Raw genomic sequence first — 23,215 nt, 5'->3', positions numbered from 1 at the left:
ACGCGCCACCCGGCGCCCGCGCGGCTGGAATGGAGCCGTGACCGCGCCCCCGGACGACTGCCTCGCGCGCAACGAGTGGATCTGCGGTGAATACCTCAGCACCCGCCGCGACATCCTCCTCGACGCGGTCGGCCAGCACCTCCAGCTGACGGCGCTCTCCGTCCTCATCGGGCTGGCCCTCGCCGTGCCACTGGCCGTGCTGGCACGCCGGTGGGGCTGGGCGGCGGGCCCGGTGCTCGCCGTGACGACGATCCTCTACACGATCCCGTCGCTCGCCATGTTCTCGCTGCTCCTGCCCGTCTACGGGCTGTCGGAGGCCCTCGTCGTCGCCGGTCTCGTCCTGTACTCGCTGACCCTGCTCGTACGGAACATCCTGGCCGGACTGCGGGCCGTGCCCGAGGAGACCCGGCAGGCGGCCCGCGGCATGGGATACGGGCCCATCAGACTGCTGCTCACCGTGGAGCTGCCGCTCGCCCTGCCCGCCGCCATGGCCGGGCTGCGGATCGCCACCGTCTCGGCCGTGTCGCTGGCCACGGTCGGCGCGATCGTCGGCTTCGGAGGGCTGGGCAACCTCATCTACTCGGGTATGAACACCTTCTTCAAGGCGCAGGTCCTCACCGCCTCCGTGCTGTGTGTCGTCATCGCCGTCGCCGCCGATCTGCTGCTGCTCGGGGTGCAGTGGCTGATCACCCCGTGGACCCGGGCGGCCCGGGCGTGAACACACTGGCCGACGCCTGGGACTGGCTCACCGACTCCGCGAACTGGGCGGGCGACGACGGCGTCTGGCACCGGCTCACCCAGCACCTCGTGCTGACCGTGGTCTGCCTCGTCATCAGCTGTCTGATCGCGCTGCCGGTCGCCCTCGTCCTCGGCCACCTCGGCAAGGGCGGCGCACTCGCCGTCAACATCTCGAACGTCGGCCGCGCGATCCCCACCTTCGCCGTCCTCGTCCTGCTGCTCCTCACCCCCATCGGCAAGTGGGACGAGGGCTCAACCGTCGTCGCGCTCGTCCTGTTCGCCGTGCCGCCGCTGCTCACCAACGCGTACGTCGGGATGCGCGAGGTCGACCGTGACGTCGTGCGGGCCTCGCGCGGGATGGGCATGACCGGGCGGCAGATGCTGTGGCGGGTCGAGGTGCCCCTCGCCATGCCGATGATCCTCAACGGGGTGCGCATCGCGGCCGTCCAACTCGTCGCCACCGCCACGATCGCCGCGCTCGCGGGCGGCGGCGGTCTCGGACGCATCATCACCGCCGGGTTCAACCTCGCGAGTACGCCCCAGGTCGTCGCCGGAGCCATCCTCGTGGCGGTCTTCGCGCTGCTCGTCGAAGGGGTCTTCGAGGTGGCCGAGCGACTGGCGCCCAAGAGGGGCGCGAGATGAGGGGGCGCGCCGCGCTCGCGGGCCTGCTCCTGCTGACCGGCTGCGCCTCAGGTCCGTCGCTGGAGACCCAGGGCGAGGTCACCGAGTCACCCGGCGACAGCAAGCAGCTGACCATCGGCTCGGCCGGGTTCACCGAGAGCGATCTGCTCGCCACCATGTACGCGCTGCTGCTGAACCGGGCCGGCTACAAGACGTCGATGCTCACCGTCGCCAACCGCGAACTGTACGAGCCCGCCCTGGAGTCGGGGCAGATCGACGTCGTCGCAGAGTACGCGGCGACCTTCGCCGACTGGCTCAACGCCAAGACCAACGGGGCGGACGCGTCGGCCGTCGGCTCGCCCGACCTGAAGGCCACGATGGCAGGGCTGCGCAAGCTCGCCACCCCGCGCGGGCTCACCGTCCTCGACCCCGGCGGAGCGGTCGACCAGAACGCCTTCGCGGTGACCGGAGCGTTCGCACGGCAGCACGATCTGAAGACACTGAGCGACCTCGGCAGATCGGGCCTCGAAGTGCGGCTCGCGGCGGGCGACGAGTGCGTACAACGCCCGTACTGCGAACCGGGGTTGAGGAAGACGTACGGCATCGACATCACCGGTGTGGACCCGAAGGGCGTCGGCACTACGCAGGCGAAACGGGCCGTGCAGAACGGCCAGGACCAGATGGTGCTCACCACCACGACGGACGCGACGCTCGACGAGTTCGGACTCGTCCTGCTCGCGGACGACAAGGATCTGCAGAACGCCGACTACATCGTGCCGGTCGTGAACCGCTCCAGGGCGGGCAGCGAGGGCGTGACCGGGGCACTGGACAGGCTCAACGACGTACTCACCACTGCCGATCTGGCGTCCATGAACGAGCAGGTCGACAGCTGGCGCCGCCTGCCGGAGGACGTGGCGCGTACGTACCTGGAGGACAAGGGCCTCCTCAGGTGACAGGTCTGTGACGTCGGTGACCGTACTGGAGCGGTGCCTCGGGTTCCCGCGTCCGGCGCCCGTCGGTACAGGTACTTCATGGGGGACAAAAACGGGGGAAGCCGCCGGGACTGGCGGAAGAGAGTGTGCGAGACGATCGAGGGGGCGGACACCGATCTCGATCCGCAGGGGTTGACGGACCTGGTGGAGCCCGAACTGCGGGACGCGTACGTGCAGTTCGGCAGGTCGTTTCCCGAGGCGCAGCTGCACCTGCAGTCGCTCTACGGCGAAGCGCAGCGCGCCTTCGAGGAGAAGACCAGGCAGTCGCTGCGGACCACGGTCCAGCGCGTGCTGAGAAACGTCCTGCGCGACCAGCGGCTGGGAGGTCCGGAGCCCGACAAGTATCTGGCCGCCTATCTGGAACGGGAGATCCTGCGCATCCGGGTCCGCCTCGACCAGGACGGCGAGCTGGCCGTCAACCGCGGGCTCAACAGCGGATTCGTGCTGGGGATGGTCCTGCTGATCGTGCCGTTGCTGGTGGGGGAGAAGCTTCTCGGCCTCTGTGACGTCTCGCTGAAGTGCACCGACCGATGGAGCCTGTTGGGCGCACTCGTCTGCGGGGGAGCGGGTGCGTTCGGGGCGGTGCTCAGCGTCCTGACACGGCTGCGCAACAGCGGCGATCAGCTGATGCGCCGACAGGCCAACGGGTCGAAGGAAGCGGTCCCGCCCGGTCAACAGGCCCGCGCCATGCGGCGCGGCGGGGTCCACCGGGTCTTCCTCGGCTGGCTGCTCGCGATCGCCGTCTATCTGCTGCTCGGCAGCGGTCTCGTCACCGTGATCGAGATACCCGCCGACATCACCGACGTCTGCGCCGCGGAGGGACGTGCGGACTCGGCGGGCACCGCCTTCTGGGGGTTCTGGGGCGCGATCGGCTTCCTGGCCGGGTTCAACGAGCGCTGGGCGTACGGACTGGTCGGACGGGGGGCCACCTTGCGCAAGGGCAGCGGTTAGGCGCCGGCTCAAGAGGAGCGGCCAGGCGTCCGCCCAAGGGCAGGGGTCGGGCGCCCGTGCAAGGGCAGAGCTAGGCGTCCGCCACCGAGTCGAACTCCACCTGACCTCGCGCCACGCCCAGGGCGTCCGCGTCCACCGACCGTCGCAGCGCCTCGTGCAGTTTCGCGGGAGTCAGTACGCCGAGGAACCGCGCGCCCTCCAGCACGGCCACCCATCCGGCGTCGTGCTGGAGCATCACACCGAAGGCCTGCTTCAGCGGGGCGCCCACCGGTACCCACGAGTTCATGCGGTGGGCCAGGTCGCCGACCGTGCCGCCCGCGGCGAGTTCGTCGACGCCCACCCAGCCGTGCAGATCGCCGTCGGAGTCGAGGACCACGGCCCAGCGGGAGCCGTCCGCGTTCAGCCGGGATGCGGCCCGCTCGGCCGGCTCGTCGAGGCGCGCGACCGGCGGCTGCTCCAGGTCGTCGGGCTCGATCTCGGTGACCGACAGCCGCTTCAGACCCCGGTCGGCGCCCACGAACTCGGCCACGTACGGAGTCGCCGGGGCGCCCAGCACCGCGCCCGGCGTGTCGAACTGCTCGATGCGCCCCTGCCCGTACACCGCGATGCGGTCGCCGAGCCGGACGGCCTCCTCGATGTCGTGCGTGACCAGCAGCACCGTCTTGCGCACGGCGGCCTGCATCCGCAGGAACTCGTCCTGCAACTGCTCGCGCACCACGGGGTCGACCGCGCCGAACGGTTCGTCCATGAGCAGCACGGGCGGGTCGGCGGCGAGGGCCCGCGCCACGCCGACACGCTGGCGCTGACCGCCCGACAGCTGGTCCGGATAGCGCGAGCCGAACGTCTTCGGGTCCAGACCGACCAGGTCGAGCAGTTCGGCGGCCCGCGCCCGGGCCTTCGCCTTCTTCCAGCCCACGAGCGTCGGCACGGTCGCCGTGTTGTCGAGGACGGTCCGGTGGGGGAAGAGGCCCACCTGCTGGATGACGTATCCGATCCGGCGCCTGAGCTTCACGGGGTCCACCGCCGCGATGTCCTCGCCGTCCACGAGGATCCGGCCGGACGTCGGCTCGATGAGGCGGTTCACCATCATCATGGTCGTCGTCTTGCCGCAGCCGGACGGGCCCACGAGCGTGACGAGTTCGCCCTCGGACACCTCGAACGAGAGGCCGTCCACGGCCGTCGTGCCGTCCGGGTAGCGCTTGGTGACCTGCTCGAACCGGATCATGACCTCACGCTAACCGCGTCCGTCACCCTCCGCTCACCAGCACCACCTCAAGGGTGCGCGGACCGTGCACCCCCTCGACCCGGTCGAGCTCGATGTCACTGGTGGCGGAGGGGCCCGAGATCCAGGTCAGCGGGCGGGCCGGGTCGAGGCGCTCCAGGCCCTGGGGCACGGAGGACACGACCTGTGCGGGGACGCGTACGACACAGATGTGGTGGTCCGGGACCAGAGTGATCCGGCGCCGTCCCTGGTCCGGGCCGCCGTCCAGGACGATGGTGCCGGTCTCGGCGATCGCCACCGCGCACGCGGTGACGACGCTGTCGACGCGGTCCAGTTCGGCCGGGGTGCTGTCGAGCCGGTCCGCAACCTGTGTCACGTCGGTGGCCGCGAGCCAGTCCTGGTCGAGGCCCGTCGGTACGACGACCGAGGCCGACCCCCGCGCGGCCAGCAGCCCGGCGATCGTCGCCGCCAGCCCGTCGGCGTCACAGCGGTGCACCCGCGCCCGGTAGTCCGCCAGGTTCTCCGCCAGCAGATCCACCGTCTGCTCGACACTCCGGTCCCCGTGCTCGCGCAGATACCCGCGCTCGAAGGCCTGGTCGTACGGCGTGTCGTCCCGTGGCACGTCCGCGAGCGCGCGCCGTACCCGGGCCAGGATCAGATCCCTGCTGCTCACTTCGACGCGTCCTTTCCACCGTGCGTCCGCTGCCACCAGTCGCGGAACGGCTCCGCGGGAACCGTCGGCAGCGCCCGGGTCTCGCTCCACGCCTTGCCGGGACCGGGCAGCGTCCGCGGATGGAAGCGGCGGGTCCGGGACGCGAACCGCTGGCCGGTGCGCAGCGCGCCCGGATGACCGAAGGCCCACCGCGCCGCGCGCATCGCCGCCCGCTCGGCGGCATGCCCCTTGGCGGGCTTGAGTACGACCTTGGCGCCGTCCCGGGTCACGACGCCGCCCTCGACGACCCGCTCCCGCAGATGCACGAGCACCTCCGGGATGTCGATCGCTACCGGGCAGACGTCGTAGCAGGCGCCGCACAGCGAGGAGGCGTACGGGAGTGAGGCGTCGATCTCGCTCTGGGTGCCCCGGAGTTGGGGGCTGAGGATCGCGCCGATCGGGCCCGGGTAGACCGAGCCGTACGCGTGGCCGCCCGCCCGCTCGTACACCGGGCAGACGTTGAGACACGCCGAGCAGCGGATGCAGCGCAGGGCCTGGCGGCCGACCTCGTCGGCGAGCGTGTCGGTGCGGCCGTTGTCGATGAGGACAAGATGGAAGGTCTGGGGACCGTCCTCATCCGTCGTGCCCGTCCAGGTGGAGGTGTACGGGTTCATCCGCTCGGCCGTCGAGGAGCGGGGGAGCGTCTGGAGGAAGACCTCCAGGTCCTGCCAGGTCGGCACGATCTTCTCGATGCCGACGACCGAGATCAGCGTCTCGGGGAGGGTCAGGCACATCCGGCCGTTGCCCTCGGACTCCACGACGACCAGCGTGCCGGTGTCGGCGACCATGAAGTTGGCGCCGGAGACACCGACCTTGGCGCGCAGGAACTTCTCGCGCAGGTGCACGCGCGCGGCCTCGGCCAGTTCGGCGGGCGTGTCGGTCAGGCCCTCGGGCGCCGGGCGGCCCCACTCGCTCATCTCGCGCGCGAAGATGTCACGGATCTCGCCGCGGTTGCGGTGGATGGCCGGCACGAGGATGTGGGACGGCCGGTCCTTGCCCAACTGCACGATGAGCTCGGCGAGATCGGTCTCGTAGGCGTTGATGCCCTCGGCTTCGAGAGCCTCGTTGAGTCCGATCTCCTGGGTGGCCATCGACTTGACCTTGACGACCTCGCTCTCGCCGGTCGCCTTGACGAGGTACGTGACGATCCGGTTGGCCTCGTCCGCGTCGGCGGCCCAGTGCACGGTGCCGCCGGCCGCCGTGACCGACTCCTCCAACTGCACCAGATACCGGTCGAGATGACGGAGTGTGTGGTCCTTGATCTGCTTGCCGGCCTCGCGCAGCTCGGCCCAGTCGGAGACCTCCGCGACCGCGTTCGCGCGCTTGGCACGGATGGTGTGGGTGGCGTGGCGCAGGTTGCCGCGCAGGGTCTGGTTGTGGACGGCCTCGTGCGCGGCCTTGGGGAAGGAGGGCATCCCGACGAAAGTCCCACCGCTCATGCGTTCGGCTCCTCTCCGCTGTGGCTGTTCATAGCGACGAACGTCCCGCTCATACGAGGGGGTCCTCCTCCGTGCTCGCCAGGATCTCCGCGATGTGCACCGGACGCATGTCCGTCCTGAGCCGGGTCATGGTGCCGCCGATGTGCATGAGACAGGAGTTGTCTGCGGCGCACAGTACGTCGGCGCCCGTCGACTCGGCGTTCCGCACCTTGTCGGCACCCATCGCCGCCGATACATCGGAGTTCTTGACGGCGAACGTGCCGCCGAAGCCACAGCACTCGTCCGCGCCGGGCAGCTCTTTCAGCTCAAGTCCCTTGACGGACTGGAGCAGTCGGCGCGGCCGGTCGCCGAGCCCGAGGCTCCGCAGTCCGTGACAGGTGGGGTGGTACGTGACGGTGTGCGGGTAGTACGCGCCCACGTCCGTCACCCCGAGCACGTCGACCAGGAACTCCGTGAGTTCGTACGTCTTCGGCACGACCGGCGCGAGCGTTGCCGCCAGGGTGTCCCCGCGGCCCTCGGCGCGGGCCCGCTCGCCCATCCGCGGATACAGCTCCCGCACCATCGCGCCGCACGACCCGGACGGGGTCACGATCGCTTCGTACCCACCGAAGACATCGGAGAAATGCCGGGCCATGGGCTCGGCCTGGTGACGGTAGCCGGTGTTGTAGTGCGCCTGCCCGCAGCACGTCTGCGCCATCGGGAAGTCGACCTCCACGCCCAGCCTGGTCAGCAGTTTCACCACGGCACGGCCGGTGTCGGGATAGAGCGTGTCGTTGACACAGGTCAGGAACAGAGCGACACGCATCGCGGCTCCCTTGAGATCGATCATCGGATGAGTGCAGCGTACGCGGCGATGCGCTTTGCTGGAATGAGGTGCGTCGGCTGTTGGTGGTCGGGTGCCGGTCGTCGGTGGCTGATCGCGCAGTTCCCCGCGCCCCCATGGGGCGCCTGTGCTGGGGCGGGGATACAGGTCATCGGCCTGCCAGGCGAGCCTCGGCGGCCTGCCATGCCGACGTGGTGCCCCGGGGTTCGTAGCGGGTCAACGGCTGCGTACGAGCGAGAAGTTGGCGCATCGAGGTGCGGTCGCCGACCAGGCCGTGGGTGCGGGCCTGTACGAGGACGTTGCCCAGGGCCGCGGCCTCCGCCGGGCCCGCCACCACCGGGAGGCCGCAGGCGTCGGCGGTCAGCTGGCACAGGAGGGCGTTGCGGGTGCCGCCGCCGACGATGTGTACGACGTCGACCGGGTGGTCGGCCAGTTCCTGGGCCTGGGTGATGGCCCGGCGGTGGGCCAGGGCGAGCGAGTCGAGGATGCAGCGCGTGATCTCGGCGGGCGACTCGGGCACGGGCTGCCCCGACTCCCGGCAGGCGTCCGCGATCCGGGCCGGCATCCGCCCGGGAGCCAGGAAGGCGGCGTCGCCCGCGTCCACGACGGACCGCAGCGCCGGTACCTCGGCGGCGGCCGACAGGAGGTCTCCCAGGTCGGGGTCCCCCCATTCCCGTACGCACTCCTGGAGCAGCCAGAGCCCCATGATGTTCCGCAGATGGCGGACCGTGCCGTCCAGGCCCAGTTCGTTGGTGAAGTTGGCCGCGCGGCTCGCCTCGGTGAGGACCGGCGCCTCCAGTTCCAGACCCGCCAGCGACCAGGTGCCGGTGCAGATGTACGCGAAGCGCTCGCCGCCCACGGCCGGAACCGCGGCCACCGCGGAGGCGGTGTCGTGCGAGCCGACCGTCGTCACCGGCACCGGACCCGTCAGCCCGGTCTCGTCCAGCACGCTCTGCCGGAGCAGCCCCGCCGGATCCCCGGGCTGCCGCAGCGGCGCGAACAGCGTCAGGTCGATGCCGAGGCGCTCCGCGAGGTCGTACGACCAGTCGCGGGTCCGCGGGTCGATCAGCTGGGTCGTGGAGGCGTTGGTGAGCTCGGTGCCCAGCACGCCCGTGAGCCAGTACGCCAGCAGGTCGGGGATGAGCAACATGCGGCTCGCGTAAGTCAGTTGGGACGACGAGCGGGCGGCCACCAGCTGGTACAGCGTGTTGAAGGGCGCGTACTGGAGCCCGGTCGCCGCGTACAGCTCGGCGGTGGGCACGGTGGCCCACACCTTCTCCGCGACACCCTGCGTGCGGGCGTCGCGGTAGTGCACCGGGTTGCCGAGGAGCGCCCCGTCGGCGTCGAGCAGGCCGTAGTCCACGGCCCAGCTGTCGATGCCGACGGAGTCGACCTGCCCTGCCGCGCGCAGCCCGTCGAGGACGCCCGCGTACAGCGCGAGGATGTCCCAGCGCAGCCCTTCGGGCGTCCGCACCGGCCGGTTCGGGAAGCGGTGCGCCTCCGTCAGCTCCAGCGAGTCGGGGCCCACGCGGCCGACCATGACGCGCCCGCTGGACGCGCCGAGGTCGACCGCGGCGTACGACTTCACAGCCGCCTCCTGAGGTACACTGTCGTTTCCTGAGTCACGTTCGTCACCGGAGGAACGCGGCGGCGACACCGGCGTCGACCGGGACGTGCAGACCGGTGGTGTGCGTGAGATCGCCGCCGGTCAGGGCGAAGACGGCGTTGGCGACGTGCTCGGGCAGCACCTCGCGCTTGAGGATGGTCCGCTGGGCGTAGAACTCGCCGAGCTTCTCCTCCTCGATGCCGTACGTGGCCGCGCGCTGAGCACCCCAGCCACCCGCGAAGATCCCGGAGCCGCGCACGACCCCGTCGGGGTTGATGCCGTTGACCCGGATCCCGTGCTCACCCAACTCGGCGGCCAGCAGCCGCACTTGATGGGCCTGGTCGGCCTTGGTGGCCGAGTACGCGATGTTGTTCGGACCGGCGAAGACCGCGTTCTTGGACGCGATGTAGATGACATCCCCGCCGAGCCCCTGCGCGATCATCACCCGGGCCGCCTCGCGGGACACGAGGAAGGAGCCGCGGGCCATGATGTCGTGCTGGAGGTCCCAGTCCTTCGCCGTGGTCTCCAGGAGCGGCTTGGAGATGGAGATGCCGGCGTTGTTCACGACCAGGTCGACGCCGCCGAAGGCCAGCACCGCCGCCTTGAATGCCTCGGCGATCTGCTCCTCGGAGGTCACGTCGACGGTGACGGCGACGGCCTTGTCGGGCCCGCCCAGCGCGGTGGCGACATCGGCCGCGTTCTCCGCGTTGAGGTCCGCGATCACGACACACGCGCCCTCGGCCACCAGCCGCTCGGCGATCGCCTTGCCGATACCGCTGCCCGCGCCCGTCACCAGCGCCACGCGCGTGGCGAGCGGCTTGGGCTTCGGCATCCGCTGGAGCTTGGCCTCCTCAAGAGCCCAGTACTCGATGCGGAACTTCTCCGACTCCTCGATCGGCGCGTACGTCGAGACGGCCTCGGCCCCGCGCATCACGTTGATCGCGTTGACGTAGAACTCGCCGGCCACGCGCGCGGTCTGCTTGTCCTTGCCGAAGCTGAACATGCCGACCCCGGGCACGAGCACGATCGCCGGGTCGGCGCCGCGCATCGCGGGGGAGTCGGGCAGGGCGTGCCGCTGGTAGTAGGCGGCGTACTCCTCGCGGTACTCGGCGTGCAGTTCCTTCAGCCGTGCGATCGCCTCGTCCGGTTCGACGGTCGGCGGCAGATCGAGGAGGAGCGGCCTGACCTTCGTACGGAGGAAGTGGTCCGGGCAGGAGGTGCCGAGCGCGGCGAGCCGCGGGTGCTCGGCGCTCGCGAGGAAGTCGAGCACGACCTCGGAGTCGGTGAAGTGACCGACCTGCGGACGGTCCTGCGAGGCCAGCGACCGGATCACGGGCGCGAGGGCGGCGGCCCGCTCCCGGCGCTCGACGCCGCCGAGAGCCGCGTACCCCTCGACGACCGGCCCGAAGGGCTCGTCCTTCCCGCGCTCGGCGAGGAAGGCCTCGGCGGTACGGATGATGTGCAGCGAGTTCCGCTCGCACTCCTCCGCCGTGTCGCCCCAGGCGGTGATGCCGTGCCCGCCGAGGACGCAGCCGACGGCCTGCGGATTCGCCTCCTTCACGGCGGCGATGTCCAGACCGAGCTGGAACCCCGGCCGCCGCCACGGCACCCACACCACGCTGTCCCCGAAGCACTCGGCGGTCAGCTTCTCCCCGTCGGCCGCACAGGCGAGCGCGATCCCGGAGTCGGGATGCAGATGATCCACATGCGCCGCGTCCACCAGCCCGTGCATGGCCGTGTCGATCGACGGAGCCGCCCCGCCCTTCCCGTGCAGGCAGTAGTCGAACGCGGCCACCATCTCGTCCTCGCGCTCGACCCCCGGATACACGTCCTTCAGCGCCAGCAGCCGGTCGATCCGCAACACCGCGAGACCGGATTCGGTGAGGGTCCCCAGGTCGCCTCCCGACCCCTTGACCCACATCAACTCCACGTCACCCCCGGTCACCGGGTCCGTGTCGGTGCCCTTCGCGGACGTGTTCCCGCCCGCATAGTTCGTGTTCCGCGGATCAGCGCCAAGCCGATTCGACCGGGCCAGCAGCGCAGCGGCTTCGGGATGGGGTGCCATGTTCCTAGTCCTTAAAGAGAGTGCGTACGTGTGCTCGTGCCCTGTAGGGGGCGTGCCCCTTTAGGGGCACGGGGAACTGCGCGATCAGCCGAAGACGACCCGCAGTCAGCCACCGACCTGCAGTCCTACGGCGAGTGGGCCGGTCAAGCCCAGTGCAGCGGCTACGCCCCCCACCCCGCCTGCTGCCCACCAACCCGCTCCGCAGCGATCTTCTCCGCCCATCCGGAGCGGCGATACGCCGCGATCGGGTCCGCGTCCAACCCCAGCTCCTCACGAACCTCGGCCACCAACGGCCGCACATCCGTGTTGTACGCATCCATGACGACAGCGTTCGCAGCAAGCACATCCCCCGACCGCTGGGCGACGACAAGAGACTCGCGGTCCACCAGGAGCGCCTTGGCCGTGGCCTCCTGCACATTCATCACCGACCGGATGATCGCCGGGATCTTCGCCTCGATGTTGTGGCACTGGTCGAGCATGAACGCCACATCCGGACTGAACCCACCCCCACGAATCACCTCGTACATGATCCGGAACAGCTGGAAGGGGTCCGCGGCCCCGACCATCAGGTCGTCATCCGCATAGAACCGCGAGTTGAAGTCGAACGCCCCGAGCTTCCCCTCGCGCAGCAGCGTGGCGACGATGAACTCGATGTTGGTCCCGGGAGCGTGGTGCCCGGTGTCGACGACGACCTGCGCCTTGGGACCGAGCTTCAGACAGTGGGCGTACGCCGTACCCCAGTCCGGCACGTCCGTCGTATAGAAGGCGGGCTCGAAGAACTTGTACTCCAGCAGCATCCGCTGGTCGTCGCCGAGCCGCTCGTACACCCGGGCGAGCCCCTCGGCGAGCCGGTCCTGGCGCTCGCGGATGTCGTCCTGGCCGGGATAGTTCGTACCGTCCGCGAACCACAGCTTCAGGTCCTTCGAACCCGTGGCGTCCATGATGTCGATGCATTCGAGCAGGTGGTCGAGTGCCTTGCGGCGGACCGCCGCGTCCGGGTGGCAGATGCTGCCCAGTTTGTAGTCGTCGTCCTGGAAGGTGTTGGAGTTGATCGCGCCGAGCTTCAGGCCGCGTTCCTCGGCGTGCTTCGCCAGCTCTGCGTATGTATGGGAGCCCTCGACCTTGTCCCAGGGGATGTGCAGCGCCACGGTCGGCGCGGCGCCCGTGAACTCGTGCACCTTCGCGGCGTCGTCCAGCTTTTCGAAAGGATCGCGCGGGACTCCGGGCTGCGCGAACACCTTGAAGCGGGTTCCCGAGTTCCCGTACGCCCATGACGGCGTCTCTACTGCCTGGGTCTTGAGGGCGGCCTTCACCGCGGCAAGCTCGGTCACTTCAGGGCTCCTGTGACTTCGGTTGTGACATCGGGTCCGAACGGCTTCAGCGCGGCTTCCGCACGACGTGCAGCGCGAGGCCAGTCTGAAACGATTCAGAACGCTGAAGCTATGAGCAGCCCGAAAGGCTGTCAACCCCTCCGACGAATACGTCTCTCCGTGACTCGGTTGTGACCTTTGGCTATCGAAAATTTCGGCCTGTACCCATTGACGTGACCTGGGCTACCTGCCTAACGTCCCGGCAACCTAGTTGAAACCTTTCACGACGTCGTGAGGCCGCATCGCCCGCGTCGTTGAGGAGCCCTCATGACCCACCGGTCCGACGCGGGTCCGGCCCCCGTGCTGGCACTCAAGGACATCTCGAAGTCCTTCGGTGCCGTACGCGCCCTGCGGGACGTGTCCCTCGAACTCTTCCCCGGCGAAGTGCACGCACTCGCCGGAGAGAACGGCGCGGGCAAGTCGACCCTCATCAAGACGCTCGCCGGCGTGCACCGACCGGACGCCGGTCAGGTGCTCCTGGACGGCGAGCCCACCGTCTTCCACGGTCCCGCCGACGCCCGGGACGCGGGTATCGCGGTGATCTACCAGGAGCCCACGCTCTTCCCCGACCTGTCGATCGCCGAGAACATCTTCATGGGCCGTCAGCCGCGGCGCGCGCTGGGCCGGATCGACCACAAGGCCACGCACGCGTCGACCCTGGCCCTGATGAAGCGCCTCGGCGTCGAGCTCGACCCCGACCGCCCGGCCCGCGGCCTGTCCATCGCCGACCAGCAGATCGTCGAGATCGCCAAGGCGCTCTCCTTCGACGCCCGCGTGCTGATCATGGACGAGCCGACCGCCGCCCTCACCGGCAGCGAGGTGGCCCGTCTGTTCGGAGTCGTGCGCACCCTGCGCGACCAGGGCTCGGCCGTGCTGTTCATCTCGCACCGCCTGGAGGAGATCTTCCAGATCTGCCGGCAGGTGACGACCCTTCGCGACGGCGCCCTGATCTCCAGCGAGCCGATCGACGGCATGACCGAGGACGACCTCGTCCGGCGCATGGTCGGCCGCGACCTCGACGAGCTCTACCCCAAGCAGGACGTCCGGGCGGGCGAAGTCGCCCTGAGCGTACGGCGCCTGACCCGTGAGGGCGTCTTCACCGATGTCTCCTTCGACGTCCGCCGCGGCGAGATCGTCGGCCTCGCCGGACTCGTCGGCGCCGGGCGCACGGAGGTCGCCCGGGCCGTCTTCGGCGTCGACCGCTGGGACGCCGGAGAGGTCGAGATCGACGGCAGGAAGCTGAGGAACGGCGCGCCCTCCACGGCGATGGCAGCCGGGCTCGCCCTCGTCCCCGAGGACCGCCGCGCCCAGGGCCTGGTGATGGACATGTCCATCGAGCGCAACATCGGCCTCACCGGCCTGCGTACGACCGTCAAAGCAGGGCTGATTGACCCGCGCGCCGAGCGCAGCCGCTCCCTCGACTGGGCCGTCAAGCTCCAGGTCAAGTACGCGCGGATCGCCGACACCGTCAACACCCTGTCGGGCGGCAACCAGCAGAAGGTCGTCCTCGCCAAGTGGCTCGCCACCGGCCCGAAGGTGCTGATCGTCGACGAGCCGACCCGCGGCATCGACGTAGGCACGAAGGCCGAAGTGCACCGGCTGCTCAGCCAGTTGGCCGCCGACGGGGTCGCCGTCCTGATGATCTCCTCCGACCTGCCCGAGATCCTCGGCATGGCCGACCGGGTCCTCGTGATGCACGAGGGCCGGCTCACCGCCGAGATCCCACGCTCCGACGCCACCGAGGAAACCGTGATGGCCGCAGCCACCGGGAGGGCAGCCGCGTGACGGTCACCGCTCCCAATCCCGCCCCCGCCGCCGAGGTGCCCAAGTCCAGCGGCACCCGGCTGGTGGACCGCGTCTTCAAGATGCGTGAACTCGCCATCCTGGTCGTCTTCCTGGTGATGATCGTCATCACCCAGATCGGCAACAGCGACTTCCTGTCCGAGCAGGGCATCAAGGACCTCCTGCTGAACGCGACCATCCTCGTACTGGTCGCCACCGGCCAGTCGCTGGTCGTCATCACCCGCAACGTCGACCTGTCGGTCGGCTCGACGCTCGGCATCAGCGCCTTCGCGGCGGGCACTTACCTCCAGGGAGGCGGCAACTCCGTTGTCGCCGTTGCCCTCGCGGTCCTGCTCGGTATCGGCTGCGGACTGGTCAACGGGCTGCTCGTCAGCCTCGGCCAAGTGCCCGCGCTGGTCGTCACCCTCGGCACGCTCTACATCATCCGCGGCATCGACTCCATCTGGGTCGGCTCCCGGCAGATCACCGCGGCGGGCCTGCCCGACGGATTCATCGACTTCGGCTCCGGCGGCCTCTCCGCCGTGCCGTGGCTGGCGATGATCGCTCTGGTGGTGCTGATCGCGACGGCGTACTACCTCAAGCACTTCGGCAGCGGCCGCGAGCTGTACGCGCTCGGCTCCAACCCGGAGGCCGCCCGCCTGGCCGGCATCCCCGTACGCAAGCGGATCCTGGCCGCCTACACCTTCTGCGGAGCCCTCGCGGGACTCGCGGGCGCGCTGTACCTCGCCCGGTTCGGCAACGTCGACTCCGGTACCGGCAACGGCTACGAACTCACCGTCGTCAGCGCGGTGGTGGTCGGCGGTGTCGTCTTCACCGGCGGCTCCGGCAGTGTCTACGGGGCGGCCCTCGGCGCGCTCCTCCTGACCTCCATCAACAGCGTGCTGCCCGCCCTCGGGGTCAGCTCGGTCTGGGTGCTCGCCATCAACGGCATCCTGCTCATCCTCGCCATCGCGGTCGACCGGATCGTCGCCCTGCGCGTGGCGACCGCCCTGAAGAAGAGGAACGCCCGCCATGGCTGACTCCGCTCTCGCGCGCGCCGTCCGCTGGTCCTCCTTGAAAAGGTGGGATTCAGCTGTCGGCGCCCTCCTGATCGTCGTTCTGCTGCTGTCCTTCACCACCGTGGACGGCTTCGGCAACGCCCTCAACCTGTCGTTCCTGATCGGCAACACGCTGCCCATCGCGTTGATCGCCCTGCCGATGACGCTGCTCGTGGTGTCCGGCGAGATCGACCTCTCGGTCGCCTCCACGGCCGGTCTGTCCGGCGCGGTGATGGGCGCCCTGTGGAACCAGGGCATGACGATCGAGACGATCATCCCGATCTGCCTGCTCCTCGGCGTGGTGTGCGGACTGATCAACGGTCTGCTGGTGACACGGCTCGGACTGCCGTCCCTCGCCGTCACCATCGGTACCCTCGCCGCCTACCGGGGCATCGCGCAGATCGTCCTCGGCTCGGACGCGGTGACCGACTTCCCCACCCAGTACCTGGACTTCGCGTCCGGACGCATCGGCGACACCTTCGTCCCGTACGCGTTCCTGCCCTTCCTCGTGCTGCTCGCCATCGCCGTGGTCGCGCTGCACGCCACGCCGTTCGGGCGCTCGCTGTTCGCGATCGGTGCCAGTGAGGAGGCCGCGCGGTTCGCCGGCATCCGCGTCAAGCGGCAGAAGCTGATCCTGTTCACCCTGACCGGGCTCATGGCCTCGCTGACCGGCATCTTCTGGGCACTGCACTACGCCAGCGCCCGCTACGACAACGCCACCGGCCTCGAACTCTCCGTCGTGGCGGCCGTGCTGCTCGGCGGCATCGACTTCGACGGCGGCAAGGGCACGCTCGGCGGCGCGATCGCGGGAGTCTTCCTGCTCGGCGCGCTGCAGAACGTGATGAGCCTCCAGGACGTCTCCGCCCAGTCGCAGATCGTCGTCACCGGCGTTCTGCTCGTCCTCTCCGTGCTCGGCCCCCGGGTCGCACGGCAGATCTCCGTAGCGAGGGCGGGTCGCAGAGCCGCCTCCGCACCCACCTCTGCACCCACCACCTCGTAACTCCTGTCGAAAGGCTCCCACCACCATGTCCTCCACCAAACTCCGCCGGGCCTGCGCGGCCCTGGCCGCCGTCACCTCCCTCGCCCTGGCAGCGACCGCCTGCGGTGGCGGTACCTCCAAGGACGATGTCAAGGAAGAGGGCGCCTCGAACGCCGCGGCCGGCAAGGCCGACCCGAACGCGGCCACCAAGAAGGGCCTGACCGTCGGCTTCCTGCCGAAGGCGGTCAACAACCCGTACTTCACCACCGCGGACAAGGGCGGCGAGAAGGCCCTGACCGAGCTGGGCTCGAAGTACAAGGAGGTCGGCACCAGCAGCGCCACGGACACCTCGGGCCAGGTGAGCTACGTCAACACGCTCACCCAGCAGCAGGTCGACGCGATGGCCGTCTCGGCGCAGGACCCGGGTGCCCTGTGCACCGCGCTCAAGCAGGCCATGAAGAACGGCGTCAAGGTCGTCACGTACGACTCCGACACCAAGGCCGACTGCCGCAACGCCTTCGTCTCGCAGGCCAGCGCCGAGGCCCTGGGCCGTACCGAGGTCCAGCTCCTCGCCGAGCAGATCGGCTACAAGGGCGAGATCGCGATCCTGTCCGCCGCACAGACCGCGACGAACCAGAACACCTGGATCGAGTTCATGAAGGACGAGCTCAAGGACCCCAAGTACAAGGACATGAAGCTGGTCAAGGTCGCGTACGGCAACGACGACGCCCAGCAGTCCTTCCAGCAGACGCAGGGCCTGCTCCAGGAGAACCCGAAGCTGGCCGGGATCATCTCCCCGACCACCGTCGGCATCAAGGCGGCCGCCCAGTACCTGTCGGGCTCGAAGTACAAGGGCAAGGTCAAGCTCACCGGCCTCGGCACCCCGAACGACATGCGCAAGTACGTGAAGAACGGCACCGTCGAGGCCTTCGAGCTGTGGGACCCGGCGAAGCTCGGCGAGCTGGCCGCGCGTACCGCCGTCGCGCTGTCGTCCGGCCAGATCACGGGCAAGGAGGGCGAGACCTTCAAGGCCGGTGACATGGGCAGCTTCACCATCGGCAAGGACGGTGTGATCGACCTCGGCAAGCCGACCGTCTTCGACAAGAAGAACATCGACCAGTACGACTTCTGATCCCCCCTCACCCGGGAGTTGCCCTTCATGCAGCGCGTCTGTTTCCTGCTCAAGGTCCGCGAGGACCGGCTCGACGAGTACCGCGAGAGACATGCCGCCGTGTGGCCCGAGATGCTCGAAGCACTCTCGGCCACCGGCTGGCACAACTACTCGCTCTTCCTTCGCGAGGACGGCCTGCTGGTCGGCTACTTGGAGACCGAGGACTTCGCGGCCGCGCAGGCAGGCATGGAGGCCGCCGAGGTCAACGCCCGTTGGCAGGCCGAGATGGCGCCGTTCTTCGAATCGCTGGACGGCGCCAGGCCCGACGAGGCCATGAAACCCCTCACCGAAGTGTTCCACCTCGCCTGATCCACCGTGCTCTTCCCCGCTCGCCCCGCTCTTCCCCTCGCTCGTTCTCCTCCTCCCCGCACGATCAGGAGCCCCGAACATGAAGAGACGCACCCTGCTGGCGACCGCCCTGCTCGGCAGCGTGGCGGCCCCCGGCATCGCCGGTACCGCCCGGGCCGCCGACCCCGGTCCCTCGGTCACTCAGACGGGCAACACCACGCTCGACGCCCAGGCCATCTTCTTCGTCTCCTACGACGGCCTCGTCAACAACAACTCGTTCCAGAAGAACGGCCTGCTGACCTACAAGGGCTACCAGTACGCCGTCTGGTACACCGCCGACCGCAACGCCGTCGTCGGCCGCCGTGTCCTCGGCGGGAGCACCTGGTCCACCGTCAAGGTCGGCCACACCCTGCGGTACAACGACTCCCACAACGTCATCTCGATGGGCGTCTCCAAGGTCGACGGCCGCCTCCACCTCAACATGGACTCCCACAGCGACGGCTTCACCTACGTGAAGTCGGTGGCCGGGCTCATGGACAACCCCGCCGGGCTGAGCTGGACCGCGAGCCGCTTCGGAGCGCCGCAGTCCACCCTCGACGGGCTCGCGCTCACCTCGCAGTTCACGTACCCGCAGTTCATCTCCACACCCGACGGAAAGCTCCAGCTGAGCTACCGGGTCGCGGTCTCCGGCAACGGCCGCAACGCCCTCGCCGAGTACGACGGCACGTCCTGGACCAGCCTCGGCGAGTGGACCAGCTCCACCGGCACGTACACCAGCGAGCACGGGTCCAGCACCGTCCGCAACATGTACCTGCACGGCATCGACTACGACAGGAACGGCCGGCTGCACTCCTTCTTCACCTGGCGCGAGCAGAACGGCGCCGTGATGTGCAACGGCGGCGGCATCACCAACCACGACACCGGCTACGTCTACTCGGACGACCGCGGACGCACCTGGCGCAACAACGCGGGCACGGTGGTCGGCACCACCGGCGGCTCCGACAAGGTCGCCGTTACCGACGGCGGACTGGTGATCGACGCGATCAACCCGGACCACTCCCTGATGAACCAGGAGAGCCAGTTCACCGACTCGGCGGGCCGGCCGCACGCGATCATCAGCTATGTACCGGGCCGCTTCGGCCAGTGCACCACCAACTACGTCGCCGACCGGACGGCCAACGGCCGTGCCTTCCATGTCCGCAAGACGTCCACCGGCACCTGGCGCAAGACCGAGATACCGGTCCCTCTGAACTCCAGCCAGCGCACCAAACTGGTCCTGGACAAGTACGACAACGCGTACGCCGTCCTGCCCTTCGGACGGATCGTCGCCGCGTCGGCCGCCTCCGGGCACACCGACTGGACGACACTGTTCGACGGCAGCGGCCTCAACGCCTTCGGTGAGGTCGTGGTCGACGAGACCCGGATCGCCCAGGACGGCGTGCTGTCGGTCCTCTACCAGGTGAAGTCCAGCGGTACGACGCCCTCGGCGCTCCATGTCGTCGACTTCAAGCTGCCTGCATGACGGAGTCCGTTCCACGTGGGCACGCGGGTAATCTGACTGCGTGCCCACCACTCCCCGTTCCCCGGAGGTAACCGCCTGATGGCCCAGTCGGTGGGTATCAAGGACGTCGCACGAGTCGCCGGAGTCTCCGTCGGCACGGTCTCGAACGTCATCAACCGCCCGGACACGGTCGCCTCCGAGACCCGGGCCCGCGTGCTCTCCGCCATCGACCGGCTCGGCTACGTCCGCAGCGAGTCGGCCCGCCAGCTGCGCGCCGGGCGCAGCCGGATCATGGGCCTCCTCGTCCTGGACATGGGCAACCCCTTCTTCGTGGACGTGGCACGCGGCGCCGAGCGGGCCGCCCGCGAGGCCGGGCTCGGCGTGATGGTCTGCAACACCGCGCAGAGCGCCGGTGAGGAGGCCGACTATCTCTCCCTCTTCGCCGAGCAGCGCGTCCGGGGCGTCCTGCTGACCCCCGCCGACGCCACCGGGCGCAACATAGAGGCATTCCGCCGCCACGGCATCCCCTTCGTGCTCGTCGACCGCGTCGCCGAGGGCACCACCGAGTGCTCGGTGTCGGTCGACGACGTGGCAGGCGGCGCCCTGGCCGTACGGCACCTGATCGACGCGGGCCACCGCTCCATCGCGTACGTGAGCGGCCCGCCCGGCCTGAACCAGGTCAGGGACCGCCGTACGGGCGCCCTGAACGCCCTGGGCGAGGCGGGACTCGGCCCGGAGTGCCTGCGCGAGCTGCCCACCGAGCGGCTCGATGTGGCCGCGGGCCGCGACGCGGGCGCACGCCTGCTAGGCCTCGGCGACCGCCCGACCGCGGTGTTCTGCGCCAACGACCTGCTCGCCCTCGGCGTCCTGCAGGCCATGTTCGCGGCCGGGGTGAGCGTCCCGGACGACCTCGCGATCGTCGGCTACGACGACATCGAGTTCGCGGCAGCGGCGGCCGTCCCGCTGACCTCCGTACGGCAGCCGGCCGTGACGATGGGCGCGCTCGCCGCCTCGCTCCTCCTGGAGGAGACCGAGGCCGAGACCGCACCCACCCCGCACGAGCACCAGCGCGTGGTGCTCCAGCCGGAGCTGGTGGTGCGGCGCTCCAGCCTTCCGCCGCGCTGAGCGGTCGTTCAGTACGTAGGCGGTTCCCGGCCTGATCGGCCGGTCAGTACGATTTTCTTGATCCCCGGGCTCGGCTCGCCGGAGAACTTGTGCTGAACTGGTTCGCGGTCAGGAATCCGTCCGTCTCGGGAGCCCCTTTTGAGCGCCAGCTACCGTCAGCCCGGTGTCGTCCTCAGTGACCGCCGCTTCACCGTGCCCCTCGATCACGACAACCCCTCCGGGGAGACGATCGAGCTGTACGCCCGTGAAATGGTCGGCAGCGACAAGGCGGACCAGGACCTGCCCTGGCTGGTGTATCTCCAGGGTGGCCCAGGCTTCGGGGCGAATCGTTTCGTCGGCAAGCAGGCCTGGCTCGGGCGCGCACTGGAGGACTACCGCGTCCTGCTGCTCGACCAGCGCGGCACCGGCAGCTCCACGCCCGCCAACCGGCAGACCCTCCCGCTGCGCGGCGGCCCCCGCGAACAGGCCGACTACCTCGCGCTCTTCCGCGCCGACTCCATCGTCCGTGACTGCGAGGCGATCCGCCCGGCTGTCACCGGCGGCGCCCCCTGGGCCGTCCTCGGCCAGAGCTTCGGCGGATTCTGCGCGACCCACTACCTCTCCACCGCGCCGGAGGGCCTCAGCACCGCCCTGATCACCGGCGGCCTGCCCACCCTCGACGGCCACGCCGACGACGTCTACCGGGCCGCCTACCCGCGCATCGAGCGCAAGGTCGCCGCCCACTACGCGCGTTACCCCCAGGACGTCGAGCGGGCCCGGCGCATCGCCGAGCACCTGCTGCGGCACGAACCCGTCCTGAACGGCGGCTACCGCCTCACCGTCGAGGCCTTCCAGTCCCTCGGCATCCTCCTCGGCGGCAGCGAGGGCAGCCACCGCCTGCACTACCTCCTGGAGAACGCCTTCGTCCGCACCGCCCAGGGCCCGGCCCTCTCCGACGCCTTCCAGGAGGACGTCCAGTCCCTCCTCTCGTACGCCGGCCACCCGCTGTACGCACTGGTCCACGAGGCCTGCTACGCCCAGGACGACCGCCCCACCGCCTGGTCCGCCGAGCGGGTCCGCGCCGACTTCCCGCAGTTCGACGCCGCCAAGACCCTCGCGGGCGACGGTCCGGTCCTCTTCACCGGCGAGTCCGTCCACCCCTGGACCTTCGACTGCGACCCGGCCCTGCGCCCCCTCCGCGACACGGCCGACCTCCTCGCCGAACGCACCGACTGGCCCTCGCTGTACGACCCCGACCGCCTCGCCACCAACGAGGTCCCCGTCGCCGCGGCCGTCTACCACGACGACATGTACGTCGACACCGACCACGCCCTGAGCACGGCCCGCACGATCCGCGGTCTGCGCACCTACGTGACGAACGAGTTCGAACACGACGGCGTCCGGGCGGGCGGCCCACGGGTCCTGGACCGCCTGATCGAACTGGCGCGAGACGAGGCGTGACACTGGCACGCCTCGCCATTTGAGGGCGCGTGGCCTCTTGCTTCTTTCAGGGGCGCGGGAACTGCGCGCTCAGCCACATGCGGCCCGCGGAATTCGGATGACGAGGCCGACGAAACGCCTATTCTGCGACCATGACCGTCTCGACGAACGATCAGCTCAAGCCCATGCCCGAGGACTGGAAGCGCGCGCTTGCCGTCGTCGCCCACCCCGACGACCTGGAGTACGGCTGTTCCGCGGCGATCGCGTCGTGGACGGACGGCGGCCGCGAGATCACCTACGTCCTCGCAACGCGGGGCGAGGCGGGGATCGACACCCTGGAGCCGGAGAAATGCGGCCCGCTGCGCGAGCAGGAGCAGCGGGCCAGTGCCGCCGTCGTGGGCGTCACCGAGGTGGAGTTCCTCGACCACAAGGACGGCGTGGTCGAATACGGCACCGCCCTCAGGCGGGACATCGCCGCGGCGATCCGCAGGCACCGCCCCGAGTTGGTGATCACCCTCAACCACCGCGACACGTGGGGCGGGGTCGCCTGGAACACACCCGATCACGTCGCCGTGGGCCGGGCCACCCTGGACGCGGCCGGGGACGCCGGCAACCGCTGGATCTTCCCGGAGCTGGACCTGGAGCCCTGGAACGGAGTGCGCTGGGTCGCCGTGGCGGGCTCCAGCACCCCCACACACGCCGTGGACGCGACCCCTGGCATGGAGCGCGCGGTGCTCTCCCTCCTCGAACACCGCACGTACATCGAGGTGTTGACGAGTGAGGACCCCGAGACGTACGTACGCTCCTTCCTCACCGGCTACGCGCAGACCACCGGCGAACGCTTCGGCGGGAAGCCCGCGGTCGCCTTCGAGCTCTTCAGCCGATGAGTGACGGCCACCGTCGGACGAAGCCGGTGGGGAGCGCAGACCTGGCCCTGCTCTCGTGAGGTCCCTCTCGGGCTCAGGCGGCCACCGGCTCGCGCATCGTGCGCAGTGGGCCCACGATGCGTCCGTCCGGCAGGAGTTCACCGGTGTCGTCGAAGACGATGGTGCCGTTGCACAGCAGGTTCCAGCCCTGTTCCGGATGGGCGGACACGATGACCGCGTCGTGGTGGTCGGGGCTGTCGGCGGTGGGGCACGTGGGCCAGTGGGTGCACATGACGTCTCTCCGGGGTCTGTGAAGGGGCTCTTTCCTCCGTGATAGCGGAGTTTGTTTTCAGCTGTATTAGAGACGCCTCCGGCGCCGAAAACTCATCGGTGAGTTCGTTGCCAGCAAGGGAGTTGGATGTCAGGGAGGGAGCTGGATGTCCGGGAGGCCGAACGGCCTTCCGGCCTCCGGTGATCGGTACGAGCC

General features: G+C 69.7%; 21 protein-coding genes. 13 read left to right on the top strand and 8 right to left on the bottom strand.

Going from position 1 to position 23,215, the window contains the following annotated elements; translation table 11 throughout:
- The first annotated feature begins 37 nt into the window (after positions 1 to 37).
- From ACZ5VQ_RS30075 to ACZ5VQ_RS30060, 4 genes are all read left to right on the top strand, one after another.
- On the top strand, positions 38 to 718 hold the full coding sequence (locus tag ACZ5VQ_RS30075; RefSeq protein ID WP_200394409.1) for an ABC transporter permease: 681 nt from the start codon (positions 38 to 40) through the stop codon (positions 716 to 718).
- Positions 715 to 1,380: an ABC transporter permease gene (locus ACZ5VQ_RS30070; protein WP_469107742.1), complete on the top strand. Its 666-nt coding sequence runs from the start codon at positions 715 to 717 to the stop codon at positions 1,378 to 1,380. Before ACZ5VQ_RS30075 ends, ACZ5VQ_RS30070 begins: the two co-directional genes overlap by 4 nt.
- Complete coding sequence (locus tag ACZ5VQ_RS30065; RefSeq protein WP_469107621.1) at positions 1,377 to 2,312, top strand: ABC transporter substrate-binding protein; 936 nt, start codon at positions 1,377 to 1,379, stop codon at positions 2,310 to 2,312. Before ACZ5VQ_RS30070 ends, ACZ5VQ_RS30065 begins: the two co-directional genes overlap by 4 nt.
- Before the next feature lie 78 nt (positions 2,313 to 2,390).
- Positions 2,391 to 3,302: a hypothetical protein gene (locus tag ACZ5VQ_RS30060; RefSeq protein ID WP_469107620.1), complete on the top strand. Its 912-nt coding sequence runs from the start codon at positions 2,391 to 2,393 to the stop codon at positions 3,300 to 3,302.
- A gap of 70 nt (positions 3,303 to 3,372) precedes the next feature.
- On the opposite strand, the gene ACZ5VQ_RS30055 is transcribed toward ACZ5VQ_RS30060, so the two are convergent.
- From ACZ5VQ_RS30055 to rhaI, 7 genes are all read right to left on the bottom strand, one after another.
- A complete protein-coding gene (locus ACZ5VQ_RS30055) occupies positions 3,373 to 4,527 on the bottom strand; it encodes an ABC transporter ATP-binding protein (RefSeq protein WP_469107619.1) in 1,155 nt (384 codons plus the stop codon).
- A 22-nt stretch (positions 4,528 to 4,549) separates the two neighbouring features.
- Positions 4,550 to 5,197 (bottom strand): LutC/YkgG family protein, encoded by a 648-nt coding sequence (locus tag ACZ5VQ_RS30050; RefSeq protein WP_469107618.1) that lies wholly within the window; start codon positions 5,195 to 5,197, stop codon positions 4,550 to 4,552.
- Complete coding sequence (locus ACZ5VQ_RS30045) at positions 5,194 to 6,675, bottom strand: LutB/LldF family L-lactate oxidation iron-sulfur protein (RefSeq protein WP_469107617.1); 1,482 nt, start codon at positions 6,673 to 6,675, stop codon at positions 5,194 to 5,196. Before ACZ5VQ_RS30045 ends, ACZ5VQ_RS30050 begins: the two co-directional genes overlap by 4 nt.
- A gap of 49 nt (positions 6,676 to 6,724) precedes the next feature.
- Positions 6,725 to 7,480, bottom strand: a complete 756-nt coding sequence (locus ACZ5VQ_RS30040) for a (Fe-S)-binding protein (protein ID WP_469107741.1) — start codon at positions 7,478 to 7,480, stop codon at positions 6,725 to 6,727.
- Positions 7,481 to 7,646: 166 nt separating this feature from the next.
- Complete coding sequence (locus tag ACZ5VQ_RS30035; protein WP_469107616.1) at positions 7,647 to 9,086, bottom strand: rhamnulokinase; 1,440 nt, start codon at positions 9,084 to 9,086, stop codon at positions 7,647 to 7,649.
- 43 nt (positions 9,087 to 9,129) lie between these two features.
- Complete coding sequence (locus ACZ5VQ_RS30030) at positions 9,130 to 11,169, bottom strand: bifunctional aldolase/short-chain dehydrogenase (protein WP_469107615.1); 2,040 nt, start codon at positions 11,167 to 11,169, stop codon at positions 9,130 to 9,132.
- 161 nt (positions 11,170 to 11,330) lie between these two features.
- Positions 11,331 to 12,500, bottom strand: a complete 1,170-nt coding sequence (gene rhaI, locus ACZ5VQ_RS30025) for an L-rhamnose isomerase (protein ID WP_469107614.1) — start codon at positions 12,498 to 12,500, stop codon at positions 11,331 to 11,333.
- 306 nt (positions 12,501 to 12,806) lie between these two features.
- Between rhaI and ACZ5VQ_RS30020 the strand changes: the two genes are divergently transcribed.
- From ACZ5VQ_RS30020 to ACZ5VQ_RS29980, 9 genes are all read left to right on the top strand, one after another.
- Positions 12,807 to 14,324, top strand: a complete 1,518-nt coding sequence (locus ACZ5VQ_RS30020; protein WP_469107613.1) for a sugar ABC transporter ATP-binding protein — start codon at positions 12,807 to 12,809, stop codon at positions 14,322 to 14,324.
- Complete coding sequence (locus ACZ5VQ_RS30015; protein WP_055616551.1) at positions 14,321 to 15,361, top strand: ABC transporter permease; 1,041 nt, start codon at positions 14,321 to 14,323, stop codon at positions 15,359 to 15,361. The genes ACZ5VQ_RS30020 and ACZ5VQ_RS30015 overlap by 4 nt, the downstream gene beginning before the upstream one ends.
- On the top strand, positions 15,354 to 16,379 hold the full coding sequence (locus ACZ5VQ_RS30010) for an ABC transporter permease (RefSeq protein ID WP_469107612.1): 1,026 nt from the start codon (positions 15,354 to 15,356) through the stop codon (positions 16,377 to 16,379). Before ACZ5VQ_RS30015 ends, ACZ5VQ_RS30010 begins: the two co-directional genes overlap by 8 nt.
- 25 nt (positions 16,380 to 16,404) lie before the next feature.
- Positions 16,405 to 17,490, top strand: coding sequence for a rhamnose ABC transporter substrate-binding protein (gene rhaS / locus ACZ5VQ_RS30005; protein WP_469107611.1), 1,086 nt, complete (start codon positions 16,405 to 16,407; stop codon positions 17,488 to 17,490).
- A gap of 27 nt (positions 17,491 to 17,517) precedes the next feature.
- Entirely contained in the window at positions 17,518 to 17,838 is a 321-nt protein-coding gene (locus tag ACZ5VQ_RS30000; protein ID WP_189844217.1) for an L-rhamnose mutarotase, read from the top strand.
- A 79-nt stretch (positions 17,839 to 17,917) separates the two neighbouring features.
- Positions 17,918 to 19,339 (top strand): BNR repeat-containing protein, encoded by a 1,422-nt coding sequence (locus ACZ5VQ_RS29995; protein ID WP_469107610.1) that lies wholly within the window; start codon positions 17,918 to 17,920, stop codon positions 19,337 to 19,339.
- 78 nt (positions 19,340 to 19,417) lie between these two features.
- Positions 19,418 to 20,443: a LacI family DNA-binding transcriptional regulator gene (locus ACZ5VQ_RS29990; RefSeq protein WP_362075938.1), complete on the top strand. Its 1,026-nt coding sequence runs from the start codon at positions 19,418 to 19,420 to the stop codon at positions 20,441 to 20,443.
- A gap of 138 nt (positions 20,444 to 20,581) precedes the next feature.
- Positions 20,582 to 21,883 carry an alpha/beta fold hydrolase gene (locus tag ACZ5VQ_RS29985; RefSeq protein WP_469107609.1) on the top strand — a complete coding sequence of 434 codons (1,302 nt, stop codon included), beginning with the start codon at positions 20,582 to 20,584 and terminating at the stop codon, positions 21,881 to 21,883.
- 131 nt (positions 21,884 to 22,014) lie between these two features.
- The gene (locus ACZ5VQ_RS29980) at positions 22,015 to 22,749 is read left to right on the top strand and encodes a PIG-L deacetylase family protein (RefSeq protein WP_469107608.1); all 735 of its coding nucleotides are present in this window, start codon (positions 22,015 to 22,017) and stop codon (positions 22,747 to 22,749) included.
- 73 nt (positions 22,750 to 22,822) lie between these two features.
- Here the strand turns inward: ACZ5VQ_RS29980 and ACZ5VQ_RS29975 are convergent, their stop codons facing one another.
- Positions 22,823 to 23,020, bottom strand: coding sequence for a DUF5999 family protein (locus ACZ5VQ_RS29975; protein ID WP_143634823.1), 198 nt, complete (start codon positions 23,018 to 23,020; stop codon positions 22,823 to 22,825).
- Positions 23,021 to 23,215 lie beyond the last annotated feature (195 nt).

The sequence above is a fragment of the Streptomyces sp. NPDC033178 genome, assembly GCF_055577685.1.
Note: the sequence above shows the minus strand (reverse complement) of the source record. Positions and strands in the feature narration are given on the sequence as shown.

What these genes read in the sequence shown, in the direction of transcription:
- ACZ5VQ_RS29990 (WP_362075938.1), top strand. Translation starts at nt 19,418, where the DNA reads ATGGCCCAGTCGGTGGGTATCAAGGACGTCGCACGAGTCGCCGGAGTC.
- ACZ5VQ_RS30060 (WP_469107620.1), top strand. Translation starts at nt 2,391, where the DNA reads ATGGGGGACAAAAACGGGGGAAGCCGCCGGGACTGGCGGAAGAGAGTG.
- ACZ5VQ_RS30040 (WP_469107741.1), bottom strand. Translation starts at nt 7,480, where the DNA reads ATGCGTGTCGCTCTGTTCCTGACCTGTGTCAACGACACGCTCTATCCC.
- ACZ5VQ_RS30010 (WP_469107612.1), top strand. Translation starts at nt 15,354, where the DNA reads ATGGCTGACTCCGCTCTCGCGCGCGCCGTCCGCTGGTCCTCCTTGAAA.
- ACZ5VQ_RS30045 (WP_469107617.1), bottom strand. Translation starts at nt 6,675, where the DNA reads ATGAGCGGTGGGACTTTCGTCGGGATGCCCTCCTTCCCCAAGGCCGCG.
- ACZ5VQ_RS29995 (WP_469107610.1), top strand. Translation starts at nt 17,918, where the DNA reads ATGAAGAGACGCACCCTGCTGGCGACCGCCCTGCTCGGCAGCGTGGCG.
- ACZ5VQ_RS30020 (WP_469107613.1), top strand. Translation starts at nt 12,807, where the DNA reads ATGACCCACCGGTCCGACGCGGGTCCGGCCCCCGTGCTGGCACTCAAG.
- ACZ5VQ_RS30030 (WP_469107615.1), bottom strand. Translation starts at nt 11,169, where the DNA reads ATGGCACCCCATCCCGAAGCCGCTGCGCTGCTGGCCCGGTCGAATCGG.
- rhaS (WP_469107611.1), top strand. Translation starts at nt 16,405, where the DNA reads ATGTCCTCCACCAAACTCCGCCGGGCCTGCGCGGCCCTGGCCGCCGTC.
- ACZ5VQ_RS29980 (WP_469107608.1), top strand. Translation starts at nt 22,015, where the DNA reads ATGACCGTCTCGACGAACGATCAGCTCAAGCCCATGCCCGAGGACTGG.
- ACZ5VQ_RS30000 (WP_189844217.1), top strand. Translation starts at nt 17,518, where the DNA reads ATGCAGCGCGTCTGTTTCCTGCTCAAGGTCCGCGAGGACCGGCTCGAC.
- ACZ5VQ_RS30065 (WP_469107621.1), top strand. Translation starts at nt 1,377, where the DNA reads ATGAGGGGGCGCGCCGCGCTCGCGGGCCTGCTCCTGCTGACCGGCTGC.
- ACZ5VQ_RS29975 (WP_143634823.1), bottom strand. Translation starts at nt 23,020, where the DNA reads ATGTGCACCCACTGGCCCACGTGCCCCACCGCCGACAGCCCCGACCAC.
- ACZ5VQ_RS30055 (WP_469107619.1), bottom strand. Translation starts at nt 4,527, where the DNA reads ATGATCCGGTTCGAGCAGGTCACCAAGCGCTACCCGGACGGCACGACG.